The 23,674-nt window shown below is 63.3% G+C and carries 27 protein-coding genes and 1 pseudogene; 16 read left to right on the forward strand and 12 right to left on the reverse strand.

All coding sequences use genetic code 11. The features are described 5' to 3' along the window. Nucleotides 1-35 precede the first annotated feature (35 nt). Nucleotides 36-1,422, forward strand: a pseudogene (locus ACX80O_RS08200) (short-chain fatty acid transporter). On the opposite strand, the gene ACX80O_RS08205 reads toward ACX80O_RS08200, so the two are convergent. From ACX80O_RS08205 to ACX80O_RS08215, 3 genes are all read right to left on the reverse strand, one after another. Next, entirely contained in the window at nt 1,419-2,258 is an 840-nt protein-coding gene (locus ACX80O_RS08205; protein ID WP_459333139.1) for an SGNH/GDSL hydrolase family protein, read from the reverse strand. The pseudogene ACX80O_RS08200 and the gene ACX80O_RS08205 overlap by 4 nt on opposite strands. A gap of 66 nt (nt 2,259-2,324) precedes the next feature. After that, a complete protein-coding gene (locus ACX80O_RS08210; RefSeq protein ID WP_459306577.1) occupies nt 2,325-3,455 on the reverse strand; it encodes a glycosyltransferase family 4 protein in 1,131 nt (376 codons plus the stop codon). A gap of 133 nt (nt 3,456-3,588) precedes the next feature. Next, nucleotides 3,589-4,254 carry a pyridoxine/pyridoxamine 5'-phosphate oxidase gene (locus ACX80O_RS08215; RefSeq protein ID WP_459306579.1) on the reverse strand — a complete coding sequence of 222 codons (666 nt, stop codon included), beginning with the start codon at nt 4,252-4,254 and terminating at the stop codon, nt 3,589-3,591. 40 nt (nt 4,255-4,294) lie between these two features. Here ACX80O_RS08215 and ACX80O_RS08220 point away from each other — a divergent pair, with 40 nt between their 5' ends. Then, a complete protein-coding gene (locus ACX80O_RS08220; protein WP_459306580.1) occupies nt 4,295-5,080 on the forward strand; it encodes a phosphatase PAP2 family protein in 786 nt (261 codons plus the stop codon). On the opposite strand, the gene ACX80O_RS08225 is transcribed toward ACX80O_RS08220, so the two are convergent. After that, entirely contained in the window at nt 5,022-5,471 is a 450-nt protein-coding gene (locus ACX80O_RS08225; protein WP_459333140.1) for a hypothetical protein, read from the reverse strand. The genes ACX80O_RS08220 and ACX80O_RS08225 overlap by 59 nt on opposite strands. 102 nt (nt 5,472-5,573) lie before the next feature. Between ACX80O_RS08225 and ACX80O_RS08230 the strand changes: the two genes are divergently transcribed. From ACX80O_RS08230 to ACX80O_RS08240, 3 genes are all read left to right on the forward strand, one after another. Then, entirely contained in the window at nt 5,574-6,239 is a 666-nt protein-coding gene (locus ACX80O_RS08230; RefSeq protein ID WP_459306581.1) for a phosphoribosyltransferase, read from the forward strand. Between the two features lie 128 nt (nt 6,240-6,367). Next, nucleotides 6,368-6,982, forward strand: coding sequence for a hypothetical protein (locus tag ACX80O_RS08235; protein ID WP_459333141.1), 615 nt, complete (start codon nt 6,368-6,370; stop codon nt 6,980-6,982). A gap of 105 nt (nt 6,983-7,087) precedes the next feature. Further along, a complete protein-coding gene (locus ACX80O_RS08240; RefSeq protein ID WP_459306583.1) occupies nt 7,088-7,732 on the forward strand; it encodes an alpha-ketoglutarate-dependent dioxygenase AlkB family protein in 645 nt (214 codons plus the stop codon). Between the two features lie 30 nt (nt 7,733-7,762). On the opposite strand, the gene ACX80O_RS08245 is transcribed toward ACX80O_RS08240, so the two are convergent. Both ACX80O_RS08245 and ACX80O_RS08250 read right to left on the reverse strand, forming a co-directional pair. Beyond that, entirely contained in the window at nt 7,763-8,278 is a 516-nt protein-coding gene (locus tag ACX80O_RS08245; protein ID WP_459333142.1) for a mycothiol transferase, read from the reverse strand. 47 nt (nt 8,279-8,325) lie between these two features. Continuing rightward, the gene (locus tag ACX80O_RS08250) at nt 8,326-9,024 is read right to left on the reverse strand and encodes a FadR/GntR family transcriptional regulator (RefSeq protein ID WP_459333143.1); all 699 of its coding nucleotides are present in this window, start codon (nt 9,022-9,024) and stop codon (nt 8,326-8,328) included. A 146-nt stretch (nt 9,025-9,170) separates the two neighbouring features. On the opposite strand from ACX80O_RS08250, the gene ACX80O_RS08255 reads away from it, so the two are divergent. From ACX80O_RS08255 to ACX80O_RS08270, 4 genes are all read left to right on the forward strand, one after another. Then, the gene (locus ACX80O_RS08255; RefSeq protein WP_459306591.1) at nt 9,171-10,400 is read left to right on the forward strand and encodes an alpha-hydroxy acid oxidase; all 1,230 of its coding nucleotides are present in this window, start codon (nt 9,171-9,173) and stop codon (nt 10,398-10,400) included. 227 nt (nt 10,401-10,627) lie between these two features. Beyond that, on the forward strand, nt 10,628-10,975 hold the full coding sequence (locus ACX80O_RS08260; RefSeq protein WP_459333144.1) for a hypothetical protein: 348 nt from the start codon (nt 10,628-10,630) through the stop codon (nt 10,973-10,975). A gap of 206 nt (nt 10,976-11,181) precedes the next feature. Continuing rightward, a complete protein-coding gene (locus tag ACX80O_RS08265) occupies nt 11,182-13,026 on the forward strand; it encodes an S-layer homology domain-containing protein (RefSeq protein ID WP_459333145.1) in 1,845 nt (614 codons plus the stop codon). Between the two features lie 709 nt (nt 13,027-13,735). After that, complete coding sequence (locus tag ACX80O_RS08270; RefSeq protein ID WP_459306665.1) at nt 13,736-15,367, forward strand: ribonuclease J; 1,632 nt, start codon at nt 13,736-13,738, stop codon at nt 15,365-15,367. An 86-nt stretch (nt 15,368-15,453) separates the two neighbouring features. Here ACX80O_RS08270 and ACX80O_RS08275 read toward each other — a convergent pair whose 3' ends face one another. The 3 genes from ACX80O_RS08275 to ACX80O_RS08285 form a co-directional block, all read right to left on the reverse strand. Continuing rightward, a complete protein-coding gene (locus tag ACX80O_RS08275; RefSeq protein WP_459306596.1) occupies nt 15,454-15,858 on the reverse strand; it encodes a hypothetical protein in 405 nt (134 codons plus the stop codon). Then, nucleotides 15,851-16,213 carry an Asp23/Gls24 family envelope stress response protein gene (locus tag ACX80O_RS08280; RefSeq protein WP_459306598.1) on the reverse strand — a complete coding sequence of 121 codons (363 nt, stop codon included), beginning with the start codon at nt 16,211-16,213 and terminating at the stop codon, nt 15,851-15,853. The genes ACX80O_RS08275 and ACX80O_RS08280 overlap by 8 nt, the downstream gene beginning before the upstream one ends. 212 nt (nt 16,214-16,425) lie before the next feature. Next, a complete protein-coding gene (locus ACX80O_RS08285; RefSeq protein WP_459333146.1) occupies nt 16,426-17,262 on the reverse strand; it encodes an RNA polymerase sigma factor in 837 nt (278 codons plus the stop codon). Nucleotides 17,263-17,538: 276 nt separating this feature from the next. On the opposite strand from ACX80O_RS08285, the gene ACX80O_RS08290 reads away from it, so the two are divergent. From ACX80O_RS08290 to ACX80O_RS08320, 7 genes are all read left to right on the forward strand, one after another. Next, a complete protein-coding gene (locus ACX80O_RS08290) occupies nt 17,539-18,063 on the forward strand; it encodes an Asp23/Gls24 family envelope stress response protein (RefSeq protein ID WP_459306602.1) in 525 nt (174 codons plus the stop codon). Between the two features lie 160 nt (nt 18,064-18,223). Further along, nucleotides 18,224-18,406, forward strand: coding sequence for a hypothetical protein (locus ACX80O_RS08295; RefSeq protein WP_459306604.1), 183 nt, complete (start codon nt 18,224-18,226; stop codon nt 18,404-18,406). After that, nucleotides 18,403-18,828: an Asp23/Gls24 family envelope stress response protein gene (locus ACX80O_RS08300; RefSeq protein WP_459333147.1), complete on the forward strand. Its 426-nt coding sequence runs from the start codon at nt 18,403-18,405 to the stop codon at nt 18,826-18,828. Before ACX80O_RS08295 ends, ACX80O_RS08300 begins: the two co-directional genes overlap by 4 nt. Then, nucleotides 18,825-19,394 carry a DUF6286 domain-containing protein gene (locus ACX80O_RS08305; RefSeq protein ID WP_459333148.1) on the forward strand — a complete coding sequence of 190 codons (570 nt, stop codon included), beginning with the start codon at nt 18,825-18,827 and terminating at the stop codon, nt 19,392-19,394. Before ACX80O_RS08300 ends, ACX80O_RS08305 begins: the two co-directional genes overlap by 4 nt. A gap of 87 nt (nt 19,395-19,481) precedes the next feature. Next, nucleotides 19,482-20,102, forward strand: coding sequence for an alkaline shock response membrane anchor protein AmaP (gene amaP / locus ACX80O_RS08310; protein WP_459306608.1), 621 nt, complete (start codon nt 19,482-19,484; stop codon nt 20,100-20,102). A gap of 77 nt (nt 20,103-20,179) precedes the next feature. After that, nucleotides 20,180-20,863: a DUF2254 family protein gene (locus ACX80O_RS08315; RefSeq protein ID WP_459333149.1), complete on the forward strand. Its 684-nt coding sequence runs from the start codon at nt 20,180-20,182 to the stop codon at nt 20,861-20,863. Continuing rightward, entirely contained in the window at nt 20,761-21,459 is a 699-nt protein-coding gene (locus tag ACX80O_RS08320) for a DUF2254 family protein (protein ID WP_459333155.1), read from the forward strand. Before ACX80O_RS08315 ends, ACX80O_RS08320 begins: the two co-directional genes overlap by 103 nt. 132 nt (nt 21,460-21,591) lie before the next feature. On the opposite strand, the gene ACX80O_RS08325 is transcribed toward ACX80O_RS08320, so the two are convergent. From ACX80O_RS08325 to ACX80O_RS08335, 3 genes are all read right to left on the reverse strand, one after another. Beyond that, nucleotides 21,592-21,786, reverse strand: a complete 195-nt coding sequence (locus ACX80O_RS08325; RefSeq protein ID WP_459306612.1) for a hypothetical protein — start codon at nt 21,784-21,786, stop codon at nt 21,592-21,594. 108 nt (nt 21,787-21,894) lie between these two features. Then, on the reverse strand, nt 21,895-22,584 hold the full coding sequence (locus tag ACX80O_RS08330; protein ID WP_459333150.1) for a hypothetical protein: 690 nt from the start codon (nt 22,582-22,584) through the stop codon (nt 21,895-21,897). Between the two features lie 81 nt (nt 22,585-22,665). After that, on the reverse strand, nt 22,666-23,514 hold the full coding sequence (locus tag ACX80O_RS08335) for a DUF2382 domain-containing protein (protein WP_459333151.1): 849 nt from the start codon (nt 23,512-23,514) through the stop codon (nt 22,666-22,668). Nucleotides 23,515-23,674: the final 160 nt, after the last annotated feature.

A 23,674-nucleotide genomic window follows, 5' to 3' on the forward strand; every position in this document is an offset into this window, starting at 1 on the left:
ACCGACAACGACGTCTGTCCCAGGAGAACAGACCCATGCCAACGTCCCGTCCCACAACACAACAGAAGACGTCGGTGGTGTCAGCAGCGATGCGCCCGATTAACGCGGTCGTGGAACGCTTCCTGCCCAGCGCACTGGTGTTCGCCGTCGTCCTCAGCCTCGTGGTCGCCGGGGCCGCCCTGATTTTCACCGACGCCGGGCCAGCCGACGTTCTCAACGGGTGGGGCGATGGCCTGGCCGGGCTGCTCGCCTTCATGACCCAGATGGCCCTGATCCTCCTGCTGGGGCACGCGCTCGCCCACACCGGGCCGGTCAGGAAACTCCTTGCCCGCCTCGGCGGCATCCCGAGGAGCCCCATGCAGGCCTACGTCTTTGTGTTTGTGGTCGCCGCGATCGCCTCGCTGATCACGTGGGGCCTCGGCCTCGTCGTCGGTGGCCTGCTCGCCAAAGAAGTTGCCGCGCAAGCGCGCGAACGGGGCATGGCCCTGCACTTCCCCATGCTGGTGGCGGCTGGATTCTCCGGGTTCGTGGTGTGGCACATGGGCTACTCGGGGTCCGGTCCGTTAACCGCCGCAACCGAGGGCTCCTTCATCGCCCATCGCCGAGCAGCTCGGCCGGACCGTCCCGATCTCCGAGACCACCTTTTCCTGGTGGAACATCACCGCCGCGGTCGCCACGATCATCCTGGTCGCCGCCGCGTTGGCACTCGTGTCCCCACGGGCGGGGGACACGATCGTCGAACTGCAGGTCGACGCACGCCATTCCGACCAGGTGACCCTCGACGACGACGTCGTCACCCCCGCCGACCGTATCGACGCCAGCCGTATCCTCACCACCGTGGTGGGGCTGGCCCTCGCCGCCTACCTGGTGATTCACTACGCACAGGGTGGCACCGCCACGTTAGATATCGTCAACTGGACGTTTCTCGCCCTCCTCTTCCTGCTGGTCCGCAACCCCTTCGAGTTGATCGCCCTCACCAAGAACGCCGCCTCCAACGTCGGCGAGATACTCCTCCAATTCCCTCTCTATGCGGGAATCATGGGCATGATGACAACAACGGGCCTCATCAACGTGGTCTCCGACGCCTTCGTGAACATCGCCAACCCCACAACATTCGGACTGTTCGCGCTCCTGTCGGCAGGGCTGGTGAACTTCTTTGTCCCCTCCGGTGGTGGACAGTTCGCAGTGCAGGCACCGATCATGCTCGACGCCGCCGAACGCCTGGGCGTGGACCCGGCAATTGCGATCATGGCCGTGTCCTACGGCGACCAGTGGACCAACATGATCCAGCCCTTCTGGGCGTTGCCACTGCTGGCCATCGCCGGCCTGATGATGCGCGACATTCTCGGGTACACGATGGTCACCCTGATCGTCTCGGGTGTGGTGTTTGCCGGGATCTTGCTAGTCGTCGGGGCAGGCTAGCATTCGCCGTGGCCGCCCGGCACCCACGGCAAACCCTGCTCCTTCACCAACCGGCGCAGTCCGCCCTTCGGCGGCACCACCACCGGGGTGGGCCACCGGGGCGGGAGATTATCCCCCAGGGTGATCCGCCGGATTTTCCGGCCCGCCAGCGGCAGCACCCAGTCATGAATCCACCGGCGCTGCGCGAGCTCCCACTCCCTGAAGGTCCTCGGCGCCGCCGGTTCCCAGTCTTTGAGCTTAACCGAGTGCCGGACGTCGAGGAGGTCAAGCACCCGGGCCGCCATGTATCTGTGGCCGGCCTTCGACATGTGCAGCCGGTCCGGGCCCCACATCCGAGGGTCCTCGTACGCGTCGAAGCTCCAATAGTCCACCAGATCCGCTCCATACCGGTCGGCGATGCGGCGGACGCCGTCGTTGTAGAGCTGATGGCGTTTGCGCAGCAGCCGGAGGGCCGGTGAGACGTTGACGTCGTACCCAGTGAACAGCAGCAGCCTCGCACCGGTGGTGGCCAGGGGTGCCACCAGATCCTCGTAGGCCGCCAGGAGGTGTGGCACCGACGTGCCGGCATCGAGAATGTCATTGCCGCCGGCGTACAAGGTGATCAGTGTAGGGCGCAGGGCCAGCGCCGGGCCCAGCTGTTCAGCGGCAATGTGGCGCAGGCGTTTGCTGCGGATCGCGAGGTTCGCGTATTCCCATCCCGGCTGGTCCTTCGCCATCTTTTCGGCCACCCGGTCCGCCCAGCCGCGAACCCCGTTGGGCAGGTGTTTGTTTGCATCCCCCACCCCTTCGGTGAAGGAATCGCCCAGCGCAACGAACAGCGGCCCGCGCTCACTCATGCCGGGCGGGCGCCCGCTCCACCCTGAGCCTCGATCCTGGCGGCAGGTTCAGTTCCGGCGGCGGTTTCAGAGGCGGAGCAGCGCATGTTCCTCGATGACTTGTTCATAGTGCTGCACCAGCAACTCGCACAGCACCGGCCAGGTGCGGCCCTGGACACTAGCGAAGGCTGCCTCGGCGAAGGCCTGCCGTTTGGCGTCATCACCCACCAGGTCCACGACGTGTCGGCGCAGCTGGGGCAGGTCGCCCGGAGGGTAGAGCCAACCGGTGCGTGACACATCGACGAGGTCAACGGGCCCGCCCCGGCCGGTCGCGACCACGGGTACGCCAGAGGCCATTGCCTCCTGGATGGTCTGGCAAAAGGTCTCAAGTTCGCCGGGGTGTACGAAGAGGTCGAGACTTGCCACTGCTGTGGCGAGGTCTGCACCTCCGAGGAATCCGGTGAAGACCGCGGCAGGGAGCGCCTCTTCGAGTGCGCCGCGCAGGGGCCCGTCGCCGATGATCACGAGCCTGGTGTGCTCGATGTCTGCCAGCACCTGTAGGTCTTCCACCTGCTTTTCGGCGGCAAGCCGGCCCACATACCCGATCAGTCGTTCCCCTCTCGGGGCAAGAGCAGTCCGGAGGTTGTCGTCACGGTGTCGGGGGTGGAACCGGCGGGTATCAACGCCCCGACGCCACAGGTGGACCCGCGGAATGCCGTGCCCCCGCAACTGGTCCACTGCGGAGGTGGAGGGAGCGAGAGTCCTGGCCGCTCCGGCGTGGATGTTTTCCACCCGCTGCCATGCCCAGTTGGCGAGGAACGGCACCCCATACCGGGCGGCATACCCGGGGACATCGGTTTGGTAGACGGCGACCACCGGGATGCCAAGCTGATCGGCTGCTCGTACAGCCCGCCAGCCTAGCTCGAAGGGGGAGGCCAGGTGAACAATGTCCGGGGCAAAACCGGCCAGGATGTTCCGCACACGGGTGACGCCGCCGAGGGCTACCCGCACGCTGCTGTATCCGGCCAACGGAACGGCAGGCAACCGATGGATGCGTACTTTTTCCCCACCCATCGGTTCGGCCCCGCCGGCACCGGAGGGTGCGATCACCAGCACCTCGTCGCCCCGTGCGGCGAAATGTTCGAGCATCTTTTGGACGGAATGGGTTACCCCGTTCACGGCGGGCAGGAATGTTTCGGCAACAATCACGATCCTCACACCATGACCGTGTCACCTCTCGGTTGGGTCACGGTGACAGCAGGGTGTCCAGCATCCGAAGGCCCGGTGAACAGCTGGCGACGGCGACAGGCGCCGCGGCTTCATCCTGCATCCCGCAGACTCGCCGCGAGCTCTAGGGCCAGAGCAGAGCTTTGCTCCAACCGGCTCCGTCGCGCGTGTATCGCAGCCGCAGATGGCGGCGTTCGTGGTCAGCCTGCCAGAACTCGATGAAGTCCGGAATCACCGTGTACACGGTCCAGGTGGCTGAACCGGGCGCCGGCCCATCGCCTTCCAGACGTTTTACCTGGGCAGCGACCGCGTCGTCCAGATCTGCCCTGCTCCGCAGCACGCTGCTCTGCTCTCCAGCCAGGACCAGCGCACGGGCCACCGGGTGGCGACGGCGGAAGTCGGCGTCGTTCTCCTCGGCTCCGGCTGGCCGCACCTTGCCACGGATCCGGATCTGACGGCCCACGGACGGCCAGAACAGGGTCAGCGCGGCTGCTGGGGAGGCAGCCAGTTGGCGGCCTTTCGGGCTGTCACTGCTGGTGGCGAAGGAGAACCCACTGTCGTCGACGTCCTTGAGGATCACCACCCGGGCGTCGGGGACCCCCTCCTGGTCCACGGTTGCCACTGTGACTGCGTGCGGGGCGGTCACTCCAGCGTCAGCCGCCGCGGCCAGCCACTCGAGGAACAGGTCAGTCGGTGCGCCGGGCGCTGCAGCGGGATCAAAGTCAGGGAGGTCATCGGGGAACACTGGAGTGCCACGGAGAAGATCACGCAGTGCTGGGAGCTCAGTCATGTCCTCAGCCTAGGCCCCGGCGCCGCGCTAAAGTCGATCAATGACATCCAATGAGGACCGTTTTGGTGGCGGCAGCGATCACATCCGCTGGACCACCCCGGTGGGACGGTTCCTGGTCCGCCGGGTTCGTGTTCTGGCGGGCTGGATCGGGCCGCACTGGGCCCTGCTGGTGATCCTGGTCCTCGGCGTGGGGCTTGCCGCGACACTCGCCGTCGCGTCCGCCGAAGTGTATGAGGCAGTCGCGGAAACGGACGGTATCGCGATCCTGGACCAGCCCGCGCTGGATGCGGCGGTGCAACTACGCAACCCGGTGCTGGTGGCGCTGGCTACCGGCTTCACGTTCCTGGGGGGCCCGATTGGGATGCCCATCCTGACCGCCGCAGCGATCGCCGCCCTGTGTTTCCGACGCCGAGCAGTCACCCCGCTGATCCTGGTGGGCGTGGCAGCAGCCGGTTCCCTTTTGATGACCGTCGTCGGAAAGAATGCTGTCGGCCGGCTCCGGCCGCCGCTCGAGTTCGCCGTGCCCCCGTACGAATCCTCGCCGTCGTTCCCTAGCGGTCACACGCTGAACGCCATGGTGATCAGTGGGATCATCGCCTACCTGTTGGTCCTGGGCGCGCACCGCAAGCGCACCCGAACCCTCATCATTGCCGGGGCCGTGTTATTTACCTTCCTGATGGCTGCGACCCGTGTCTATCTGGGCCACCACTGGGTCACCGATGTGGTGGTCGCAGCCACGCTTGGCCTCGGCTGGCTGGCAGTGGTGATCACCACGCATCGGCTGTGGCTGACCATCGTCGGCCGTCGCCAGGCGACGCCGCAGTAGGATCCGGCAGTCCGGATCCGGCAGTCCGGGTCGAAGGCAGTCCGGCTAGGGGCCGGCCTGCACTGTCAGGCCGGTCGGCCGGCGCAGCGACGCTGCGATCCGGATCCGAGCCGGATCCGGATCCGGATCCGGATCCGGTCGAGCGTACCGGGCGGGAACAGGACGACGTCGGCGTCTGTGAGCTGAGAGATCGCGCTATCCGGTCCGTTAGCCCCTTCGCGGAGCGGGTCAGCGCGGCGCGGATCCGTTTAAAGTCGGACTTGCCAGCACTGGCCCGGTGCAGCGCTGCGGTGATGGTCTCGGGCCGTGCGTCGTCGGCGTGGAGGGAATCGCCAACTCTGGTGCTGGCGTCGGTGTAGATGGTGCACACGGGGCCGGTCCGCCCGTACATGGCGGGCCTCCTGGTTCCTCCGGTGATCGACTTTGAAGTGACCGGAAATGTAGGGTTGCATTCGGTTTACGATTCTTCGCCTCGGATGAGCAGACCCACATCATGCGCAGCAAATCAGTTGTACCCCGCAGATTCGACGACCGGCAGGACGCCGGCCGCCAACTCGCCCGTGACCTCCTCCGCCTTGCCGGCTCCCCCGGCCTGTTGGTCCTCGGCCTGCCCCGTGGGGGCGTGCCGGTGGCCGCCGAAATCTCGCTGTCATTGGGATGTCCGCTCGACGTCGTTCTGGTCCGCAAAGTGGGGATGCCCGGATTTGGTGAGTTGGCGATGGGCGCCGTGGCGACCATCGGCGGCAGTCTCAGCACGGTACGCAATGGGCCGGTGATTGCGGGGCTGGCGGGCGACGGCGAAGCCGTCTTCCGGGAGGCAGCCGCCCGCGAACGAATCGAGCTCGGGCGCCGCGATGTGTTGTACCGGGCGGGGCGTCCGCCGGTGGAAATCGTCGGGCGGACTGTGGTGCTGGCCGACGACGGCGTGGCCACCGGGGCAACCCTCCGGGCCGCTATCGATGCGGTCCGCCGGCTCCGTCCGGCCGAGTTGATTGTCGCGGCACCGGTCTTCCTGGGACAGTCCCTGGCCGGCGTTCGGTCGGTGGCCGATCGGACGTTCTGGCTCTGGGACGCCGTCACGCTCGGCTCCGTGGGGCAAGCCTACCGACACTTTGAACCGGTACCCGACGGGGAGGTGCTGCGGCTGCTCGGGTCGTGACCGTGGGGGAGTTTCGACTATTGACAGCCCCTGTTGGCCCCCGGATAGTTCTCGCTACGAGGGATACCTGGATTGCTCCCTCCCCGACGGGTAGGAGCTGGTAGAGCATTCACCGCACGCTTCGCATCATGGCCGGGTTGGTGGGGCTTGTGCTGGGGGCCAGCGGGTGCGGCGGCATGGTCTCGGCACCGCCGTCGGCGAGCAACGGAAGCGCGGCGCCGTCACCGGCCGGCGGCAGCCCAGCCACCGCCGCGTCGCCGGTCATTATCTATCTGGAGCCTCAGTTTCGAGGGTCGGAGAGTGCTGAGCTTTCCGAAATCAACCATCAGGTTCAGACCTACCTATTGGACTACCCGACCGTTTTCTCCGGAGCCTACTATTCGGAGGACCGGTCAGTTCTGACCATTGGCGTCGCGTTGCCGGAGGACCCGGCCGTAGCTGGCCTTGAAACGCTGTTGCAAAAGACGGATCCTGCGGGGACCCTGACCGAATCCGTCCCTGTCGACTATTCGTGGGCCGAACTGGACATCGCTAAAATGGAGATCGTGCAGCGCTACATGATGACCGGACCCGAAGATATCGTGAGTGTAGGCCTCGATACCTCGGTGCTGGTTACAGTGTTCCGCCAGGCGGCGGACGTTCCGCCAACCGAGAATCAAACGGCAATCGAGATCGCCCAGCAATACGGGCCAATGGTGAAATTCCGGGAGAGTTCGAGCACCGCAGCTATTTCCGGCTCATGACGGGGCCGGAAATAAATCCGTCCGGCTCGCCGCTCAACCAAGGTGACTTCACTTTCTGGACCACCGCACCCGCCTTTCTCCACTCGAATCGGCGACAATGAGGGCATGGATTCGTTACTGCCGCGGGAGCGTACCGACCCGGCGCCGGGCGCCGTCCACCTCCCCGGCTGGCTCACCCTGGACCGGCAGCGGGACCTGGTTGAGGCATGCCGCGGCTGGGCCGCCGGACCCGTGCCAATGCGGGCCGCAAGCATGCCGAACGGCTCGCGAATGTCGGTGAAGACCGTATGCCTGGGCTGGCACTGGCAGCCATACCGTTACACCAGGACCGCCGACGACGCCGGTGGCGGCCAGGTCGCTGGCTTCCCCGACTGGCTGGCTGAGGTGGGCCGCGATGCGGTGGCAGCAGCCTACGGCGACCCGGACCGCTACGCACCCGACGCCGCCCTCATCAACTTCTACGACGACGCGGCGGCGATGGGCATGCACCAGGACAAAGACGAGCGTTCACCCGCACCGGTGGTTTCCCTGAGTATCGGCGATTCATGCGTTTTCCGGTTCGGCAATACCGAGACCAGGAACAAGCCCTGGACCGATATCACCCTCGAGTCCGGCGACCTGTTCGTGTTCGGCGGCGCATCCCGGTTCGCGTATCACGGGGTGCTGAAAACCCACCCGGGGACGGCCGACCCGGCACTTGGCCTTAAAGGCCGGCTGAACATCACGCTCCGGGAAACCGGCCTGACCTGATCCCGTTCGGGACTTGGATGTATCGACCACCTAGCTCAGCATCCCGCGCACGTAGGCCGCCTGTCCTGCGTGCTGCAGGCAGTCTTCGACCACGCTGACCAGCCGGACCCTGAGGGTGACGGGCGGATCCCACGAGGTGTCGACGATCCGGTCCAGGTCCGTCTCGCCGAGACCGGTGATGTATTCCATAGTGCGGGAGTGAACGGCGTCGTAATAGTCCACCAGCAGCTGCGACGAACCGGGCCGCACCTCATCCACCTGAGCCGAGGTGTGCCCATACCCGGTATCCGAATCGTCGAGGTTCAGGTTGAACAGCCCCGACCAGCCGCCGCTGGTCCACAGTTCCGGCGCCTTGGCGGCGTCGGCTAGGTGATTATCCTGAACCCGCGCCAGATGCCAGATCAGCCAGGCCACCGAGTTCCCTGCGCCGCCGCCGGTGAGTGCGGGCCGAAACGCCAGCTGATCCGCGTCTAGCCCCATCGCTGCGCGGCGTACAGCGTCCGGAAGCCGCCCGAAAGCTTCCTTCAGGATGTCCATTGAGCTCATCAGTCCAGCCCCTCCTTCGATAGATCGCACGGGTGACGCCCACCCATTTACAGGCCGGCCTCACGGTAGAAGCCCTCAATATGCGAGGCAATCAGCGTCGATGCAGCCAACCCCGACGAGGGGTCGTCGTCGTCCCGAGCCAGAATCGCCTGAAGGATGGCCCGGTGTTCGGAGCGCAGGCGATCAGCGGTGGCCGTCCAGTCCGGCAGGCGGCTGGTGAGCCGGAGCGTGTAGGACTCGATCGACCCGCGAAGTGAGGACATCATGGCGCCGATGAGCACGTTGCCGGCAGCTTCGGCGACCGCCACGTGGAACAGCGCATCGAGGCGCAGGAATTCTTCGGTCGCCACGCCGGGTGCGTCCATCTCATCGAGGAGCCCCTCGGCGGTGGCGATCGACGGCGCACTCGCCCTGGCCTGGCCCGCAGCCCAGGTTTCCAGCAGCAGCCGGGTCTGGACAATGTCGTCCACCGGGAGATGCGAGCTTGCCACATGGAAGCGGAGGGCGGAGCCAAGGGCGACGGCTGGGTTCGCGGTGACCACTGTCCCGGCGCCCGGCCCGGACCCCACCCCGGCACGCACCACCCCCATCGCTTCAAGGACGCGGATGCCCTCCCGCGCCGAGGCGCGGGAGACGTTCAGTTGTTCGGCCACCGCCCGCTCGCCCGGGAGGCGCTGGCCGACGGCAAGCCGGCCGGCCGCCAGCTCAGCTTCGATCCAGGACAACACCAGCTCGTGGTTACGCATAGACCCATGCTAGCCAGTGGTCCGACCACAGGCGAGGGGCCACAGTGAAGTACATGAAAAAGAGGCTTGCGCGACCGAACCACAGGCCGGTAGAGTCCACCAGAAGACGTGTGGTCCGACCACACCCAGAGTGAAGCGAGGACGTCATGCCTTCCCAGATTCCCCCAGCACTTAAACGACGCATCCCGAAGGTTAAGGACCTGGCGCCGCTAATGCAGTTCAAAAGGCCGGAGCTGGGCTCCGCTGCCCGGCTGAAGCGGGCCAGCACTATCTGGGACTTGCGGGATATTGCTAAGCGACGGACCCCGACCGCCCCGTTCGACTACACGGATGGAGCGGCCGAGGCCGAAATCACCCTGCGCCGGGCTCGCGGCGCCTTCCTTGACCTTGAGTTCCGGCCGGGGATTCTCCGCAACGTCGAGACGGTGGACACATCGGTGCCGGTCCTGGGTCAACGGTCAGCCCAGCCCTTCGGGATTGCCCCCACCGGGTTCACCAGGATGATGCAGTCTGAGGGCGAGTATGCCGGCTCGCGCTCGGCGGAGGCCGCGGGCATCCCCTACACGCTGTCCACCATGGGCACCGCCTCCATCGAGGATGTTGCGGCGTCGTCGCCCAACGGCCGCAACTGGTTCCAGTTGTATCTCTGGACCGACCGGGACCGGTCAATGGAGTTGATCGATCGCGCAGCCAAGGCGGGCAACGACACCCTGATGGTCACCGTCGATACCGCGGTTGCTGGGTCACGGCTCCGTGATGTGCGGAACGGGCTCACCATCCCGCCCGCCCTCACCGCGAAGACGGTGCTGGATGCGTCCTACCGACCGGCGTGGTGGTTCAACTTCCTCACGCATGAGCCGCTAGCCTTCGCCTCGCTGTCCCGTTACCCGGGCACTGTGGCAGACCTGATCAACTCGATGTTCGATCCCACCCTCACCTATGAGGACCTCGACTGGCTCCGCGACGTCTGGAAGGGGAACCTGGTGGTCAAGGGGATCCAGACCGTCGACGACGCCAAAAGGGCAGTCGACCACGGCGCGGACGGGCTGGTGCTGTCAAACCACGGCGGCCGCCAACTGGATCGGGCCCCGATCCCGCTCCATCTCGTGCCCGACGTCGCTGCGGCTCTAAAGGGCAAGACCAGCATCATGCTGGACACCGGGATCATGAGCGGCGGTGACATTGTGGCGGCTCTGGCGCTCGGCGCTGATTTCACCCTGATCGGTCGCGCCTACCTGTACGGGCTGATGGCCGGAGGACAGGCGGGTGTTGACCGGACGATCGAGATCCTCAGCAAGGAAGCCGCGCGGACCATGCAGCTGCTCGGCGTCAATAAAGTGGAGGACCTCAGCCCCGACCACGTCCGGCTGCTCTAGGGTCTCTGACTGGGATCAAGTGGGAGGCTCCCCCGAACCCGGGGAAATCCAGCGCGTAGACGGGACCACTTTGCTCACAGTGGGCACGAGTTGCTCAAATTCTTTCGGCTTTATTTCCGGCCACACTATATTATCGACGATAAAACGTTCAAGTGTTTGATTTTGGGGCTAGGATCAAATTTGAAACCCGCCTCCGGGGGTTTCATTGACCACAAGGGATCAAGCGAATGGAGCACCAGCGGATGAATTATCCGTTGCAGTACCGGCGTGCTCGTGCGCTGGTCTACGCGGTTCTTCTGTTCTGGCTCTGGGCCTGGCTGGGAAGCAGCTTCTTCATCGCGAGCCTGTTCGGCTCACCTGTCCACGCGCTCCTGGCGATGTATGCGCTCACCGTTGCAATCCTGGTCTCCATTCCCGCCTTGCTCCTGGCCGTCGCCCGGATGCTCCTCACACGCTCACACCCGACAACGTGTTCCGCGCCCACCACCGTCGTCACAAAGCTGAGCGCCAAGCGCTCCGCGGCGCTACCGCCCTCCGGCGTGTCCAACTGGTGGTTCTCGGACAAAGCGTCCTGAGTTAGGCGAAACCTGCGTCAATCCTTCGGGTATTTCGGAAAGCCTTTGTCAATTTGGGGCGGTTCCCGTAGTAGTCGCAAATCTATACTTTTGAGGTGACCTTCTGAGGTTCGGCACTTGTTCGTGCCGAACCTGTTTTGTGTAGGACCTCCCGGGATCTGCGGCAAAGCGGTCAGTCTCTCGCCCCGGTTGAGTTAGGAAAACACATGCGCGTCTTCAGGCGATCCGCCGCGGCCCTGACCGGCCTGATCCTCTTGGCATCAACCCTACCCACGTTGACCGCTGCGCCTGCCTCGGCGGCGCCGGTCGCACCCGAAGACAAGGCAATCGTCGAACCCGTCGAAGGGACGCCGCGCTCGATTCACACCTACGAATCTGGCTACGACTTCGAAACCAACGGGCAGCCGCTGGAACTGCAGAGTGAGGGCGGCGCGAGCGCCGAGCCACAGGATGTTCCGGCAACCGTGGAGCCCGCGCAACGCACGGGTGCCATCAAGGTAAAGCTGGTCACAGTGAAGCTCGCCGACAACGCCAACGAAATCTCGATGGCCAATGCTGTGAACGCCGTCAACGTCTCAAATAACTACTGGAAGTCGATGTCGAACAACCGGCTCTCCTTGTCGGTGACCTCCCAGGTAGCCGGACACCAGTCCAAAGCGCGCTCGAACTGGTCCTACAACGACATCATGAACCAGGTCACCAGCGAACTCCGCTGGACGTACAGCCCCTACACAGCCCTTGTCGTGTTCATCCCGTCAGCACTGCCCGGTGGCATCCTCGGCTACGGCTGGAGCAGCAATGGCACCAGCGGACGGATCCTGATGCCACAGATCAGTAACTTCACTACCAACGTGGTCACCCACGAATTTGGCCACGTGCTCGGCCTGATGCACGCCGACGCCCTGCAGTGCGGAAGCGGCGCCTCGGATACCGGCGTCACCAACGGCCAATTCACTGACAGCACCTGCTACATCCGCGAGTACGCCGACACGATGGACCTCATGGGGTCCGCCCAATGGTTCCAGACACCCGTGATCAGCTCCAGTTTCTGGGACTACGGCAAGTTCGGTCGCGGGGACGAGATCCGCAACGTCGGCGTCGCCTCGGGCCGCAAAAGCTACACCCTGAAACCCTGGGCTGGCACGGCCTCCAATCGGGCGGTCAAGTTCACCGATCCCAAGAGCGGTGAGGTCTACTACCTTGAGCTTCGGGCACCGGTGGGCTACGACCGCGATCTGGCAGTGAACGGCAACTTCGGAGTCAAGATTGTGCAGCTCGGCGGCTCCGCCGCGAACGCCTCACTGATCCTGATGCCTTCCACCAGGCCGTTCGCTGGCTACTACGCACCGAACCACGCCTGGAAGGCTGGCAAGACCTTCACCACAGCTGCTGGCACCAAGGTCACCATCAACTCGCTGTCCACCAGCGCAGCGACTGTCACCATCGATGCGGGGACCATCGACACGCGCGGGCCGTTCAACGACATCGCCGCATCAGGCTTTCGCGGCGAAATCGAATGGCTCTACTCGAACGGCCTCACCACCGGCTGGAAGGACGGCACCTACCGTCCCGCCGCCACCATGAACCGTGACGCCATGGCAGCATTCATCTACCGGCACGCAGGGAGCCCTGCCTTCAACGCGCCGGCACGGAGCCCGTTCAGGGACGTCTCAACCAACAACATGTATTACAAGGAAATCGCGTGGATGTCAGCGATGGGACTTTCCACCGGTTGGGGCGATGGCACCTACCGCCCACTGCAGCCCATCAGCCGCGACGCCATGGCGGCGTTCATGTTCCGCTACACCGCTGACGCCTGCAACCTGGGCGGCGCCGCAGGGTTCGCTGCTCCGTCCACCGCACCATTCAGGGACGTGCCGCGGGGCACCGAGTTCTATAGGGAAATCGCCTGGATGAAGCAGTCCGGCGTTTCCACCGGTTGGAACGACAACACCTTCCGCCCCCTAGACAACATCACCCGCGAAGCGATGGCCGCATTCGTGTACCGGGTCGACGGCGTCCAGCGGAGCCTTGGCGGCTGCCAGCTCTAACCCGGTACCGCATCAGGTCTTACTCTCCGAGGGCGCCAGGTCTCTGGCGACCCTCGGAGAGTAAGTTGTGTCCAATGGACTCCGCGAAGCAGGTAAACGCCGACTGCTCACACTCGGCACCGACCGGAGGTTACCCAGCGCCGTCGAAATCCTGCGGCCCGGTACCCGGAACCGTCCTGCCTGGTTAGCCTCCGCGCCCAGCCCAGTGGGGTGCCGACAAAAAATGACCCCTGTTCGCGACCAGCATCTTCGCTGCACATGGCGGATCGTTCCCGCTTTACGGTCGGGTGCAGTAACCGTAGCCACGATGACCGTCTCAGGCGGCGCGCCGCGGGACGGCTAGGCCCTGGCGGTCGAGGCCCTCCGAAGTCATCTCCTATCCTGAATACTGCAGGGTCGCCGACCTTCCAGTAAGGTGAATGAGTGGACTTCTCCCTCGCCATGACCGCAGGCCATGTCAGCGCCTGCCCGATGACGCCGCGGCGCTCGCTGCACTCATCCCCGAGGGACACCTACTGCGCGCAGTAGCGGATGTCTCCCGCTACCCGGTGTCAGGCTTGACCGCCGGCGCCAAACAGAGACACAAGATTTCGGCCGGTCACGGCCACGCTGCGGCCACCCGCAGCTCGCACATATCAAGTGAAAACGAGTAACTACTGTGAATAACAAGGCCACCCTGAACGCTCCGCCAGCATTGGCGAAGGGCAGCATGCGCATTGTCGCCCTTGGCGGGATCGGCGAAATCGGTCGCAACATGACCGTGTTTGAGTTCAACGGCAAACTGCTGATTGTCGATTGCGGCGTCCTCTTCCCCGAGGAAGTCCATCCCGGCGTCAACCTCATCCTCCCGGACTTCTCAGCGATCCGGGACCGCTTGCACGACATCGTCGGCGTTGTCCTGACCCACGGCCATGAAGACCACATCGGCGGTATCCCCTACCTCCTGAAAGAACGGGCTGACATCCCCCTGATCGGTTCGCGTCTGACGCTCGCGTTCATCAAGGCGAAGCTTAAGGAACACCGCATCAACCCGAAGACCATTCAGGTCGAGGAAGGCGCCAGGAAGCCGATGGGTCCGTTCGACCTGGAGTTCCTCGCCGTCAACCATTCCATCCCCGACAGCCTCGCCGTAGCCATCCGCACCAGCGCCGGAATGGTCCTCCACACCGGTGACTTCAAGATGGACCAGTTCCCACTTGACCGTCGGATCACCGACCTCGTCGGCTTTGCGCGCCTTGGCACTGAAGGCGTTGACCTGTTCCTGACCGACTCCACCAACGCAGACGTGCCCGGCTTCACCACGTCGGAAAAAGACCTGCTACCGGCAATCGATACGGTGTTCCGCACCGCACCCCGCCGCATCATCGTCTCCAGCTTCGCCAGCCACATCCACCGAATCCAGCAGGTCATCGATACCGCGCACCGGCACCACCGCAAGGTGGCTTTCGTAGGCCGTTCAATGGTCCGGAACATGACCATCGCCCGCGAACTGGGTTACCTGACCATCCCCCGCGGCATCCTGGTCGACTTCAAGAAACTGCAGCAGTCCGATGACCACAAGGTGGTCCTCATCTGCACCGGTTCACAGGGTGAACCGCTGGCAGCACTGTCGAGGATGGCCGGTGGCGACCACGCCATCCGCATCGGCGAGGGCGACACTGTCCTGCTGGCCAGTTCACTGATTCCCGGAAACGAAAACGCCATTTACGGTGTAATCAACGCCCTCACCCAGCTCGGCGCCAACGTGGTCCACAAGGGCAACGCGAAGGTTCACGTTTCCGGTCATGCCAGTGCAGGCGAGCTGGCCTACTGCTATAACATCGTCAAGCCCCGCAACGTCATGCCCGTACACGGCGAGTGGCGTCACCTCAAAGCCAACGAGGCTATCGCCGTCGCTACCGGCGTCGACCCAAAGTCAGTCCTCATCGCCGAAGATGGTGTCACAGTGGACCTGGTCAACGGCAAGGCCACCATCTCGGGGAAGATTCCCGCCGGACTGGTTTTTGTCGACGGCGACAGCGTGGGCCACACCACCGAGGACACGCTGGAGGAGCGGCGCAGGCTCGCGGAGGAGGGCGCCGTGACGGTTCTCGCCATCATCGACGCCAAGACCGGCGAGGTGGCTGAGCCCCTCGAATTCTTCACCAAGGGCTTCGAATGCAGCCAGGATGATCTCGACAAGGCCTCCGACGCGATCGAGAAGTCCCTGGTCAACCCGGGCGGCGGGCGCAACGGTGGCACCAATGATCCCGAGGACGTCATCGAGCGGGCCACCGCTTCCTGGATGCGCCGGTTCTACAACCGGACACCAGTGGTGACGGCGATCGTCGTCGACGCCTAGCCACACGGCGCCAGGTTCCCAAACGCTCGGGGAGCGGTCCCGGCCGCGCGGAGGTGACGGCCTTTCGGCTATGGGCTGCAGGTGACCTAGTTCCCGACCAACGGCGTTCCTTCGATGGCCAGGATGGTGACGTTGATATGCCCGACGGCGAGGCCGCCACGCTGAATGGTTTCAGCGGCGATGGCTTGTAGTTCCCGGGCAAGACTCAGCGCTGGGTGTCCAACCTCCGTCGCGATGTCGAGATGCAGATTGACCACTCCATCAGTGAGGGAGAGGACCATGCCATCGCGGGTTGCCACGATCGGATCCGGACTGGTGGAACGGAGCGTCTGGTGAAACGTGTTGACCGACGCGATCTTCAGCCGTTTCATGACGCTGCGGACCGTAGGCTCCAGCCGCAATAAACCCGGTTGACTCCCGAGCGATTCGGTCAGCATATCCGCGATCACTTCGAGATCGAGTAGTCGCCCTTCCATCGCCTGATCAGACATCGTAAAGGTCCTCCACGATCACATTGATCTGTTTCATCGAAATTGTGGTTTGTCCTTGCACAACCGAGCCGATCCGTTCGCGGAGCAACTTCATCGTCGCCGGAATTTTCACCGTCGAAGACAGCGCTACCTGCAGCGTTATTCGGATGTCTGCGACGTCAACGGGATCGGTGGAGGAGGGCTTGGTCCCAGGAGTGATGATCGTACATCTGCGGGCGTGGACCCCTGGCAAGGTTGAGGCGGCAAAGCGGATCAAACCGTTCAGCGCCTGCTCGCTGATGTCGATTGTTCCCAGAGCAGTGGTATCGAGGGGGGCCCGACGGCCCCGGCGGATCTCTGCTCGGGCAACCATCATGATTGCCTCCCTGACGCGGGCCCCCGGCTGAAGATCGGGATCTTGCCGGTCACGATCTCGCATTGACTCGGTCACCGCCGCAAGGTGGTGAAGGGCTGCGCGAGCGCTCTGGCACTCACCACAAGCCCGCTCATGAGCGGTGGGAGGCTCATCAATCACCGACCACAGGTCATCGAGCTCCCGGCCACAGCCTAGGCGCGGGCGGTCATCATTCAACGCCATGACTCCATCCCTTCTGCCAACGATCGTTTAGCCCGGGCAATACGTCCACGAATGGTGCTCTCCGGGAGTTGCATGATCGCCGCAATTTCGCTGTAGGAAAACTCGTGGACCTCACGGAGCAACCAACACGCTCTCGGACCAGGAGGCACAGTAGGCAGCAGATCTGCCAAAGCCCGCATCTGAGCGTGGTTCTCATACTCCTGCGCCGGATCCATGGACCGACTGACGCTTACCGCGTCGCGCGCCCCAAGGCCACTAGCGGACTCGAGTTCTGCGGTATCCATTGGATCCGCTGGCCGCCTCTTCCGCTTCCTCAACGCGTCCAGACATTTATTGGTTGCGTTTCGGTAGAGCCACGGGACGAAAGCTTGAGGGGCGGACAGTTTTGGTAGGGTCCGCCAGGCTGAAATAAAGGTCTCCTGCACAATGTCTTCGGCTTCGGTCCTATCGTTCAGCATCCGAAAACCCAGTCTGTAAATGCCACCCTGATAGGCGGAGATCAACCATTCAAATGCCTGAGGATCCCCATCCTGAGCCCGCGATACAATCGTCAACTCATCGAGCTCGTCCAGCGACACCCCCACAGAGTCGCTCCAGGACTTGTGCGGGGACGCGTTGCTGCCCTCGGTCGCATCGCCGCCAGCCGCGGCCTCCACCGAATCCTTGGTGGCAGGAGAACTGCCGACGAGAGACGCCGGCTCCTGCGCCACAAGACTCTCCAGGGAGGGTCCCTGATCAGGCGCATCACCGGATCCGGATCCAACGTCGCGGTCCTCGCCAGAACCCGAGCCGCGTTTCGGCTCGTCGCGGTAGCCAGCCTGATCCATGCGGCCCCTCCTCTAATGACGCTGTCGTGACGAACTAATACTGCCGCTCAAAGTGCTGAGTTGCGATTTCAAGCTCGACACGGCTTGTGACATTGCACTGGCTGAGACCTGGACAAGCCTATGACACTTTCTCAAGGAGCCGCCACAGTCACCCCACAGTCCTAAAGCTAGCCCATGCCTCCAGAAATAAGTTGGGCAGAACGCGTGACGTTTTGGGTGATCGCAGCGTCTTACCCCATGTACCGCAAAATCTCTTGATGAGTAGATTGGATTTATATGTCAAACGATCAGAACCCCACAGCACGACGCTCGGATGTCGTTCCAGCCACCGGCGAGGAGCAGAAGCGTCAGGCAGAGCAGCAGTCCAAGGACAGCAAACAGGCCAAGAACGTGGGCCCGCTCCAGACGGATCAAGGCAACACCACCATCAACGAGACAGTCGTGCAGAAGCTCGCCGGCATCGCGACCCGCGAGGTCCCCGGGGTCTTCGCCATGGGCAGCGCCGGTCGCCGCGCATTCAGCAGTCTCTCGGAGCGTATTCCCGGCTCGCAGACCAACGTCGCCGGCGGGGTGAGCGTTGAGAAGGGCGAGCGCCAGGCCGCCATCGATCTGTCGATCGTCGTCGAACACACCGCCTCCATCGTCGAGGTAAGCCAGATGATTCGCCGCAACGTCATCGCATCTGTTGAAGATGCCACCGGGCTAGAGGTCATCGAGGTCAACATTAACGTGACCGACGTGCACCTCCCCGAGGATGACCAGAAAGAGAGCAGCGACTCAGGTCGCGGCGAACTCCAGTAACAACGGTTCTAGAGGTCTTCACTGTCGTCCGACGTCGGTGGGGACCTCTGGACTGGGCCACCCTCCGAGGCTGCCCCCAGCGCCTCGTGGTCTCGGCCGGCCCTTATCATTCGTGTAGTCACCCTGCAGCACTACTTTTGCAAGATGGAAGGTATCAATCATGAGTACAACAGCTATGGGGCTGCTTGTGGGCCTCGTCCTCGGCTGGGCCGCGGCGTTCGGCGGTTTTTCCGAATTCCTCATCGTCGCCGTGTTCGGCGCCGTCGGCCTGCTTGTGGCGCGAATTATTGACGGCAAGCTCGACATCGGTGCTCTGACCGGCCGCTCGAGCTCGCGCCGATGAACTCCGCTGAAAGCCAGGGCGGACCGCAATCGCGCAAGCGCATCCGGAACAGTACCCCCAACCCCGAGGAACGCGGCACGCTCACCATCGCAGAGAAGGCCATCGAAAAGATCACAGGTCAGATTGCGTCGGAAGTACCCGGCGTCAGCGGATCGACTGGCGGGTTCCTCGGTATTGGCGGACACAGCGACGAAGATGCCCGCCCGCGGGTCAAAGTCCAGCTGAACGGTCTTATCGCTTCCGTCCAGGTGAGTGCTGGCGTGCGCTACCCGGCTCCGCTGCGTGCGACAACTGATCGGCTTCGGCAGGACATCCGTGAAAAGGTCAGCAGCCGCTGCGGTGTTGACGTGCGCCAGGTAGATATCGACATCGATGTCCTGGTGAGCCAGTCCAACTCAAACAGCCGAAGGGAACTCCAATGAGCCCGAAACCAGCTTCCCAATCCCTACGCCGCCGGTCGAGCCGATCACTGCCAGCCACGATTACGGCCGCCGTGCTCTTGGGTTTGGCTGCAGCAGCCGTGTGGATCGGGATCAGCCGACTGGTCACTGGCTCGTGGCCCGCTTTTCTTTCTCCCCTGCGGGAGGGCCTCTCAACGCTGACCTGGAACAGCCCAGCAGTGTGGATGGCCGCAATAGTGTTCCTGATCCTTGGAATCGTCCTACTGGGCGCCGCACTCCTTCCGGGTAGGCACACCACTGCGCGCCTGTCAGGGCCGGCAGGCTCTGACCCACGATCGTCGGAGACAGTCATATCCCGCCGCGGGCTTACGAAGATCACCAGCGCCCATCTCGACCAGGCGGATGGCGTGGACAGCACCTCCGTCCGGGCCACAGCCAAAAAAATCGACGTGATCGTCAGGACACCGCTCCATGATTCGGGAGACCTCTCGGACAGGTTGCGGGATTCGTTGACTCGCAAACTGGAACGCATCGGTCTCGACCCCATCCCCAAGGTCGTTGTCCGCGTCCGCACCAGCGAGGACTAGCATGCACACCGTCAGCTGCCTTACCGTCAGCAAACGACCCCATGTCCGAAGTAATAGCCCCGCTTCATTTCTTGGAAGGAACCACTCATGAGGGAAACTGCTGGCGGCCTCAACCGCTTCTGGCTGGCGGTCGTCGGTCTGGTCCTACTGGTCCTTGGCGCCGTCGGTGTCCTTCTGGCCAGTGGTCTTGCCGCGAGTCTTGCCCGGTCTCTTGGACTCGGGATCCAGCCCGCCCCGGCAGACCAGACTGCTCTACCAACCGGCTTCCAAGACCTCTTTGCCAATCAAATCGCAGCAATAGTCGTGGCGATCGTCGCTCTAGCCGCTGGGCTGCTTGCCCTCGGATGGCTGCTTGCCCAGGTCCCGAGGCGCAATCAGGCACGGGCCTTCCGCCTGCACACCAACGACGGGATCGACGGATACACCAAATGCGAACCGCGCGTCGTCGCGGAAGCAGTTGAGAATGGGACCAGAAACCTCCCCGGGGTGACGTCGGCGTCGGTACTACTCCGTGGAACGTCAACCGCGCCTGAACTCAACATTGACGTGAAGGTAGATGACCGTGCGGATGTTCAGGACATCGTGCGCCGTATCCACCGGGACATCGCAACCGATCTCGAGATTGCGCTGGAAGCACCACTCCGGAAGCTTGCCGTCCTCGTGAATGTCACGGCGCACAAGGGTAGAGACAAGGCCGCCGTTCTCTAGCTGATGAATCATGGCTGAGTGGATCAGCGCTGAGCGACGGTCGACTCAGCGCTGATCCAAGGCAGTACAATCGGGTCATGCAGTGGTTTAGGGTGAAACACTGGGTTAAAACAAGCATGTGGGTCATCCCGGTGCTGTTTATTCTCGGCGGAATAGTCCTGTCCTCGACCTTCATCGCGATCGACCCCACAGGTGAACTAGTGCCGCAGGGCATCAGCGGCGATGCTACCGCTGCAATGCAAATCCTCTATCTGATTTCGTTTGCTATGCTCACCCTCACAGGCCTGGTACTGTCCATGGTCGTCCTCGTCGTGCAACTGGCGATGAGTACTTTCTCTCCCCGGATCGTCCGTCAGATCCTTCAGGACCGGCCATCGCAGTGCGCGATAGGACTGTTCGCCGGGACCTTTACCTTCTCGCTGCTGACGATGCGCACCGTTGTGACGGCTCCGGAGGGCGGCACCGCACCCGGGCTGGCCGTGGCGGTCAGCATTCTGCTGGTTCTGTCCTGCATTGTGACCCTGGTCTGGTACCTCAACCATATTGGCCAGTCCTTGCGTGTTGCTCCTTGGTTGGCTGGGTCGCCAAGGATACCCTCGCCGCTCTCGACAGAATTTTTCCGGCGGGCCGGGAAGAACAGCAGCGCGATGACCAGCTCATACTCACGAAGCGCAGTGGAGTTCTTTTCGAATTCAATTCGGCCCGACTCATCAAGCTCGCTCAGAGCGCAGACTGTTCCTTCGAACTCTTGTGGTCCGTAGGCGATTTCGTACCGACCGATGCACCGCTCATCCGCATTCACGGCAGTAACAACAAAGTGAACTCAGCGGCGGTTTGCCGGTGTGTTGCGCTGGGCCCTGAACGCACCCTCAATCAGGACGTCGCCTACGGCCTACGCCTGCTCGTCGACGTCGCTCTGGGCGCCGTTTCGTCCGGACCCTTTGAGGATCCGACGACGGCAGTACAGGCCATCGACCGAATCCACGACGTTCTTCGTCACATCGTCCTTCGTCCCCTCCACACGGGGGAGTACGCGGACGACGACGGCGAGCTGCGACTATCGGTGCCTTCACTCACGTGGGACGGCGTCGTCGAACTGGCCTTTAACGAGATCCGCAGGGCCGGCGCCGCTTCGCCTCAGATCACCCGTCGCCTCATGTCAGCGCTGGGCGATCTAGTCAGTCTCGCTCCGCCCGACCGAAAGGCAACGCTCGAACGCCAGAGGTGGCTACTCCGCGAGTCCGTTGAGGTTTCGGTTGACAATCCGGATGACCGGCGGCGGGCCCTGATCCAGGATCCCAGTGGAATCGGGTCAAGCACCGACCTTGTGCGTTCGCCCCGCGACGTACTTTCCTAGAGATTCTTCTACCTTCACCCACGCAAGCCGGACAATACCCGCGCACAATCAGCGCAGAAAGAACCCCGCAACGGGAGTCTTCGTTCCGTTGCGGGGTTCGGTTCTGGGTGCGGCTCTGATTCTTTAGCCGCCTTAGCCGCCGAGGCCGCCGAGGCCGCCGGGGAGCTTACCGAGGAGGTCCTGGGGGTTGATGCCTAGCTTACTAAGCATGCCCTGGTCCTTATCGGTGTCGACCTGGTCCGGCAATTCCTGCTCGGCCTGGTCAGCTTTATCGTTATCACCCTGGCCCTTGAGGAGATCAAGGATCTGCTGCTTATCGATTTTCATTATTGTCTCCTTTGTTGGTCTTGTTCTGCTATTCGTCAAGCCGCGAGAAGCGCAGCACTACTCACTCCTCACCGGGCAGAGCCGCGGCGGCCTGTCGTCATCCGAGACTCAGGTCCGCAGACCGGCCTTATCAACCTTGCGATGGAAGCGCATTCCCGCAAGACCACCGAGGATCGCTCCGATGAGGGCCACTGCCGCTGCGATCAATGCCGCAATAACACCGGTAGTGGTCAGGTCATCCCCCGCGGGGATCTGTGGAAAGCTGTTGATCTGCGAGAGGATGTTGAACTGCTCTCCGGCGACGAGTCCTAGTACCGCTACGACGATGGCGATAACGATGGCCCAGACCCACACTGCGATGCCCTGCTTCATACCGTTGAATCGCGCCATTCTGCCGGCAACGTACCCTCCGCAGTAGTAGGCGATCAGCAAGATGACCAGCAGCACGATGCTGCTGACAATACCGGCAGTCTGTGGATCCGACGCTGCTTCTCCCGCGATGTCGGTGTTGGTTGCCGAGCCGACCGCCGCACCAAGGGCGGCGGCGAGGGCACTCAGAAGGATCGCGGTGCCCGTAGCGGTGAGCCACCCGAAGAACGCAGAACCAATCTTGATTCCGCCAAACTCTTCCTTCTCCCGCGGAACGTCGTGCTCAGCGTTGTGGTCTACATCAGTGTTGTTGTTGTGCCGGAGCGAGTCACCGTGGTCTCGCTGAGCACGTCTCGGGCTGGTGTCGTCTGTACGGCTATGCTCCGGACGGTTGTCCGGGGACTGGGCCGAGCCTGCGCTGGTACTCATATATCACTCCTAAATTATGGACCGTGGTGCCGGGCGGGCACTTGTTCGGCACCCGCCCGGCATCATGGGTCGAATAATTTTCTAGCGGTTGTCCCGGCGGCTGTCGTCGGTGGTCAGATCAGCGTCCGTGTCGGTATCAATCTGCTCCTTGCGGACTTCCTCGGTCACGGTTTCCTGATCGGTGACGGCTTCCTTGCCCATGCGAACCCGCTCCACCGCAACGGTTTCTTTCTCCACGACAGGAACCTCGGCGTGAAGAATCACCTCATGTTCCTCTTCGCTGATATCCGGCCCCGAGGTTGCGGCATCGCGGTTGGCGTCAGTGATTGGCTCGCGCTCAATCGTGACTTCCTCGCGGCTGACCGGGACGGTCTTGGTGACCATCTCGGTGACCACGTGCTTGCGCAGCCGTGCGCGGCCGGTCTCCCGGCTCTGAGTCCCGATGTTCAGGCGTTCTTCGGAACGGGTCATTGCGTCGTCGGTGGTGGGGCCGGACGTGTCGTGGCCCACGACGCCGGACTCGCTAGCGTGATCGACGCGCTCGTCGCCTGGCTGGAATCCTGGCTCGCCGCTGGTCGTGCGCGACTCGTCGTAGGAGTTGTTCTCGCCGGGGCTGCTCAGGCCGTAGTGCTGGTACAGCCTGCCTTCTTCCTCAACGCTTAGGTCGCCGTCGGGGTCAACCCGGGGTGCGTCCTTGATCTGGTCTTTGGAGTATCCGACGCGGACGTCGTTGCCGTCCGCCTGGGCACCTTCCAGGGGTGCGAACGATTCCGAAGTGCCGAACATCCCGGTCTTTACAGTCACCCAGCTGGGGTTCCCGGTCTGGTCGTCGAGGTAGATCTGTCCGACTGAACCGACCTTGGCCCCGTCGTTGTCGATGACGTTTCCGCCGTTGCTCAGAAGGCGGTCAATGTTTTCTTGCGTAATCATGTTCTGCTCCTTGCTATCTGACTTCGGTGATGTGCTGGACAGTGCGATTTGCGGGTAAATCTAGTAGCGGTGCGCGCCTGGGCCCTGAGGCTGGGTTTTGGCTGTCTGCTGCTGGGCCTTGGTCTTGGCCTGCTCAGCTTGTTCCTTCACGGATGGCGCG

It is taken from the genome of Arthrobacter glycogeni (genome assembly GCF_054511155.1).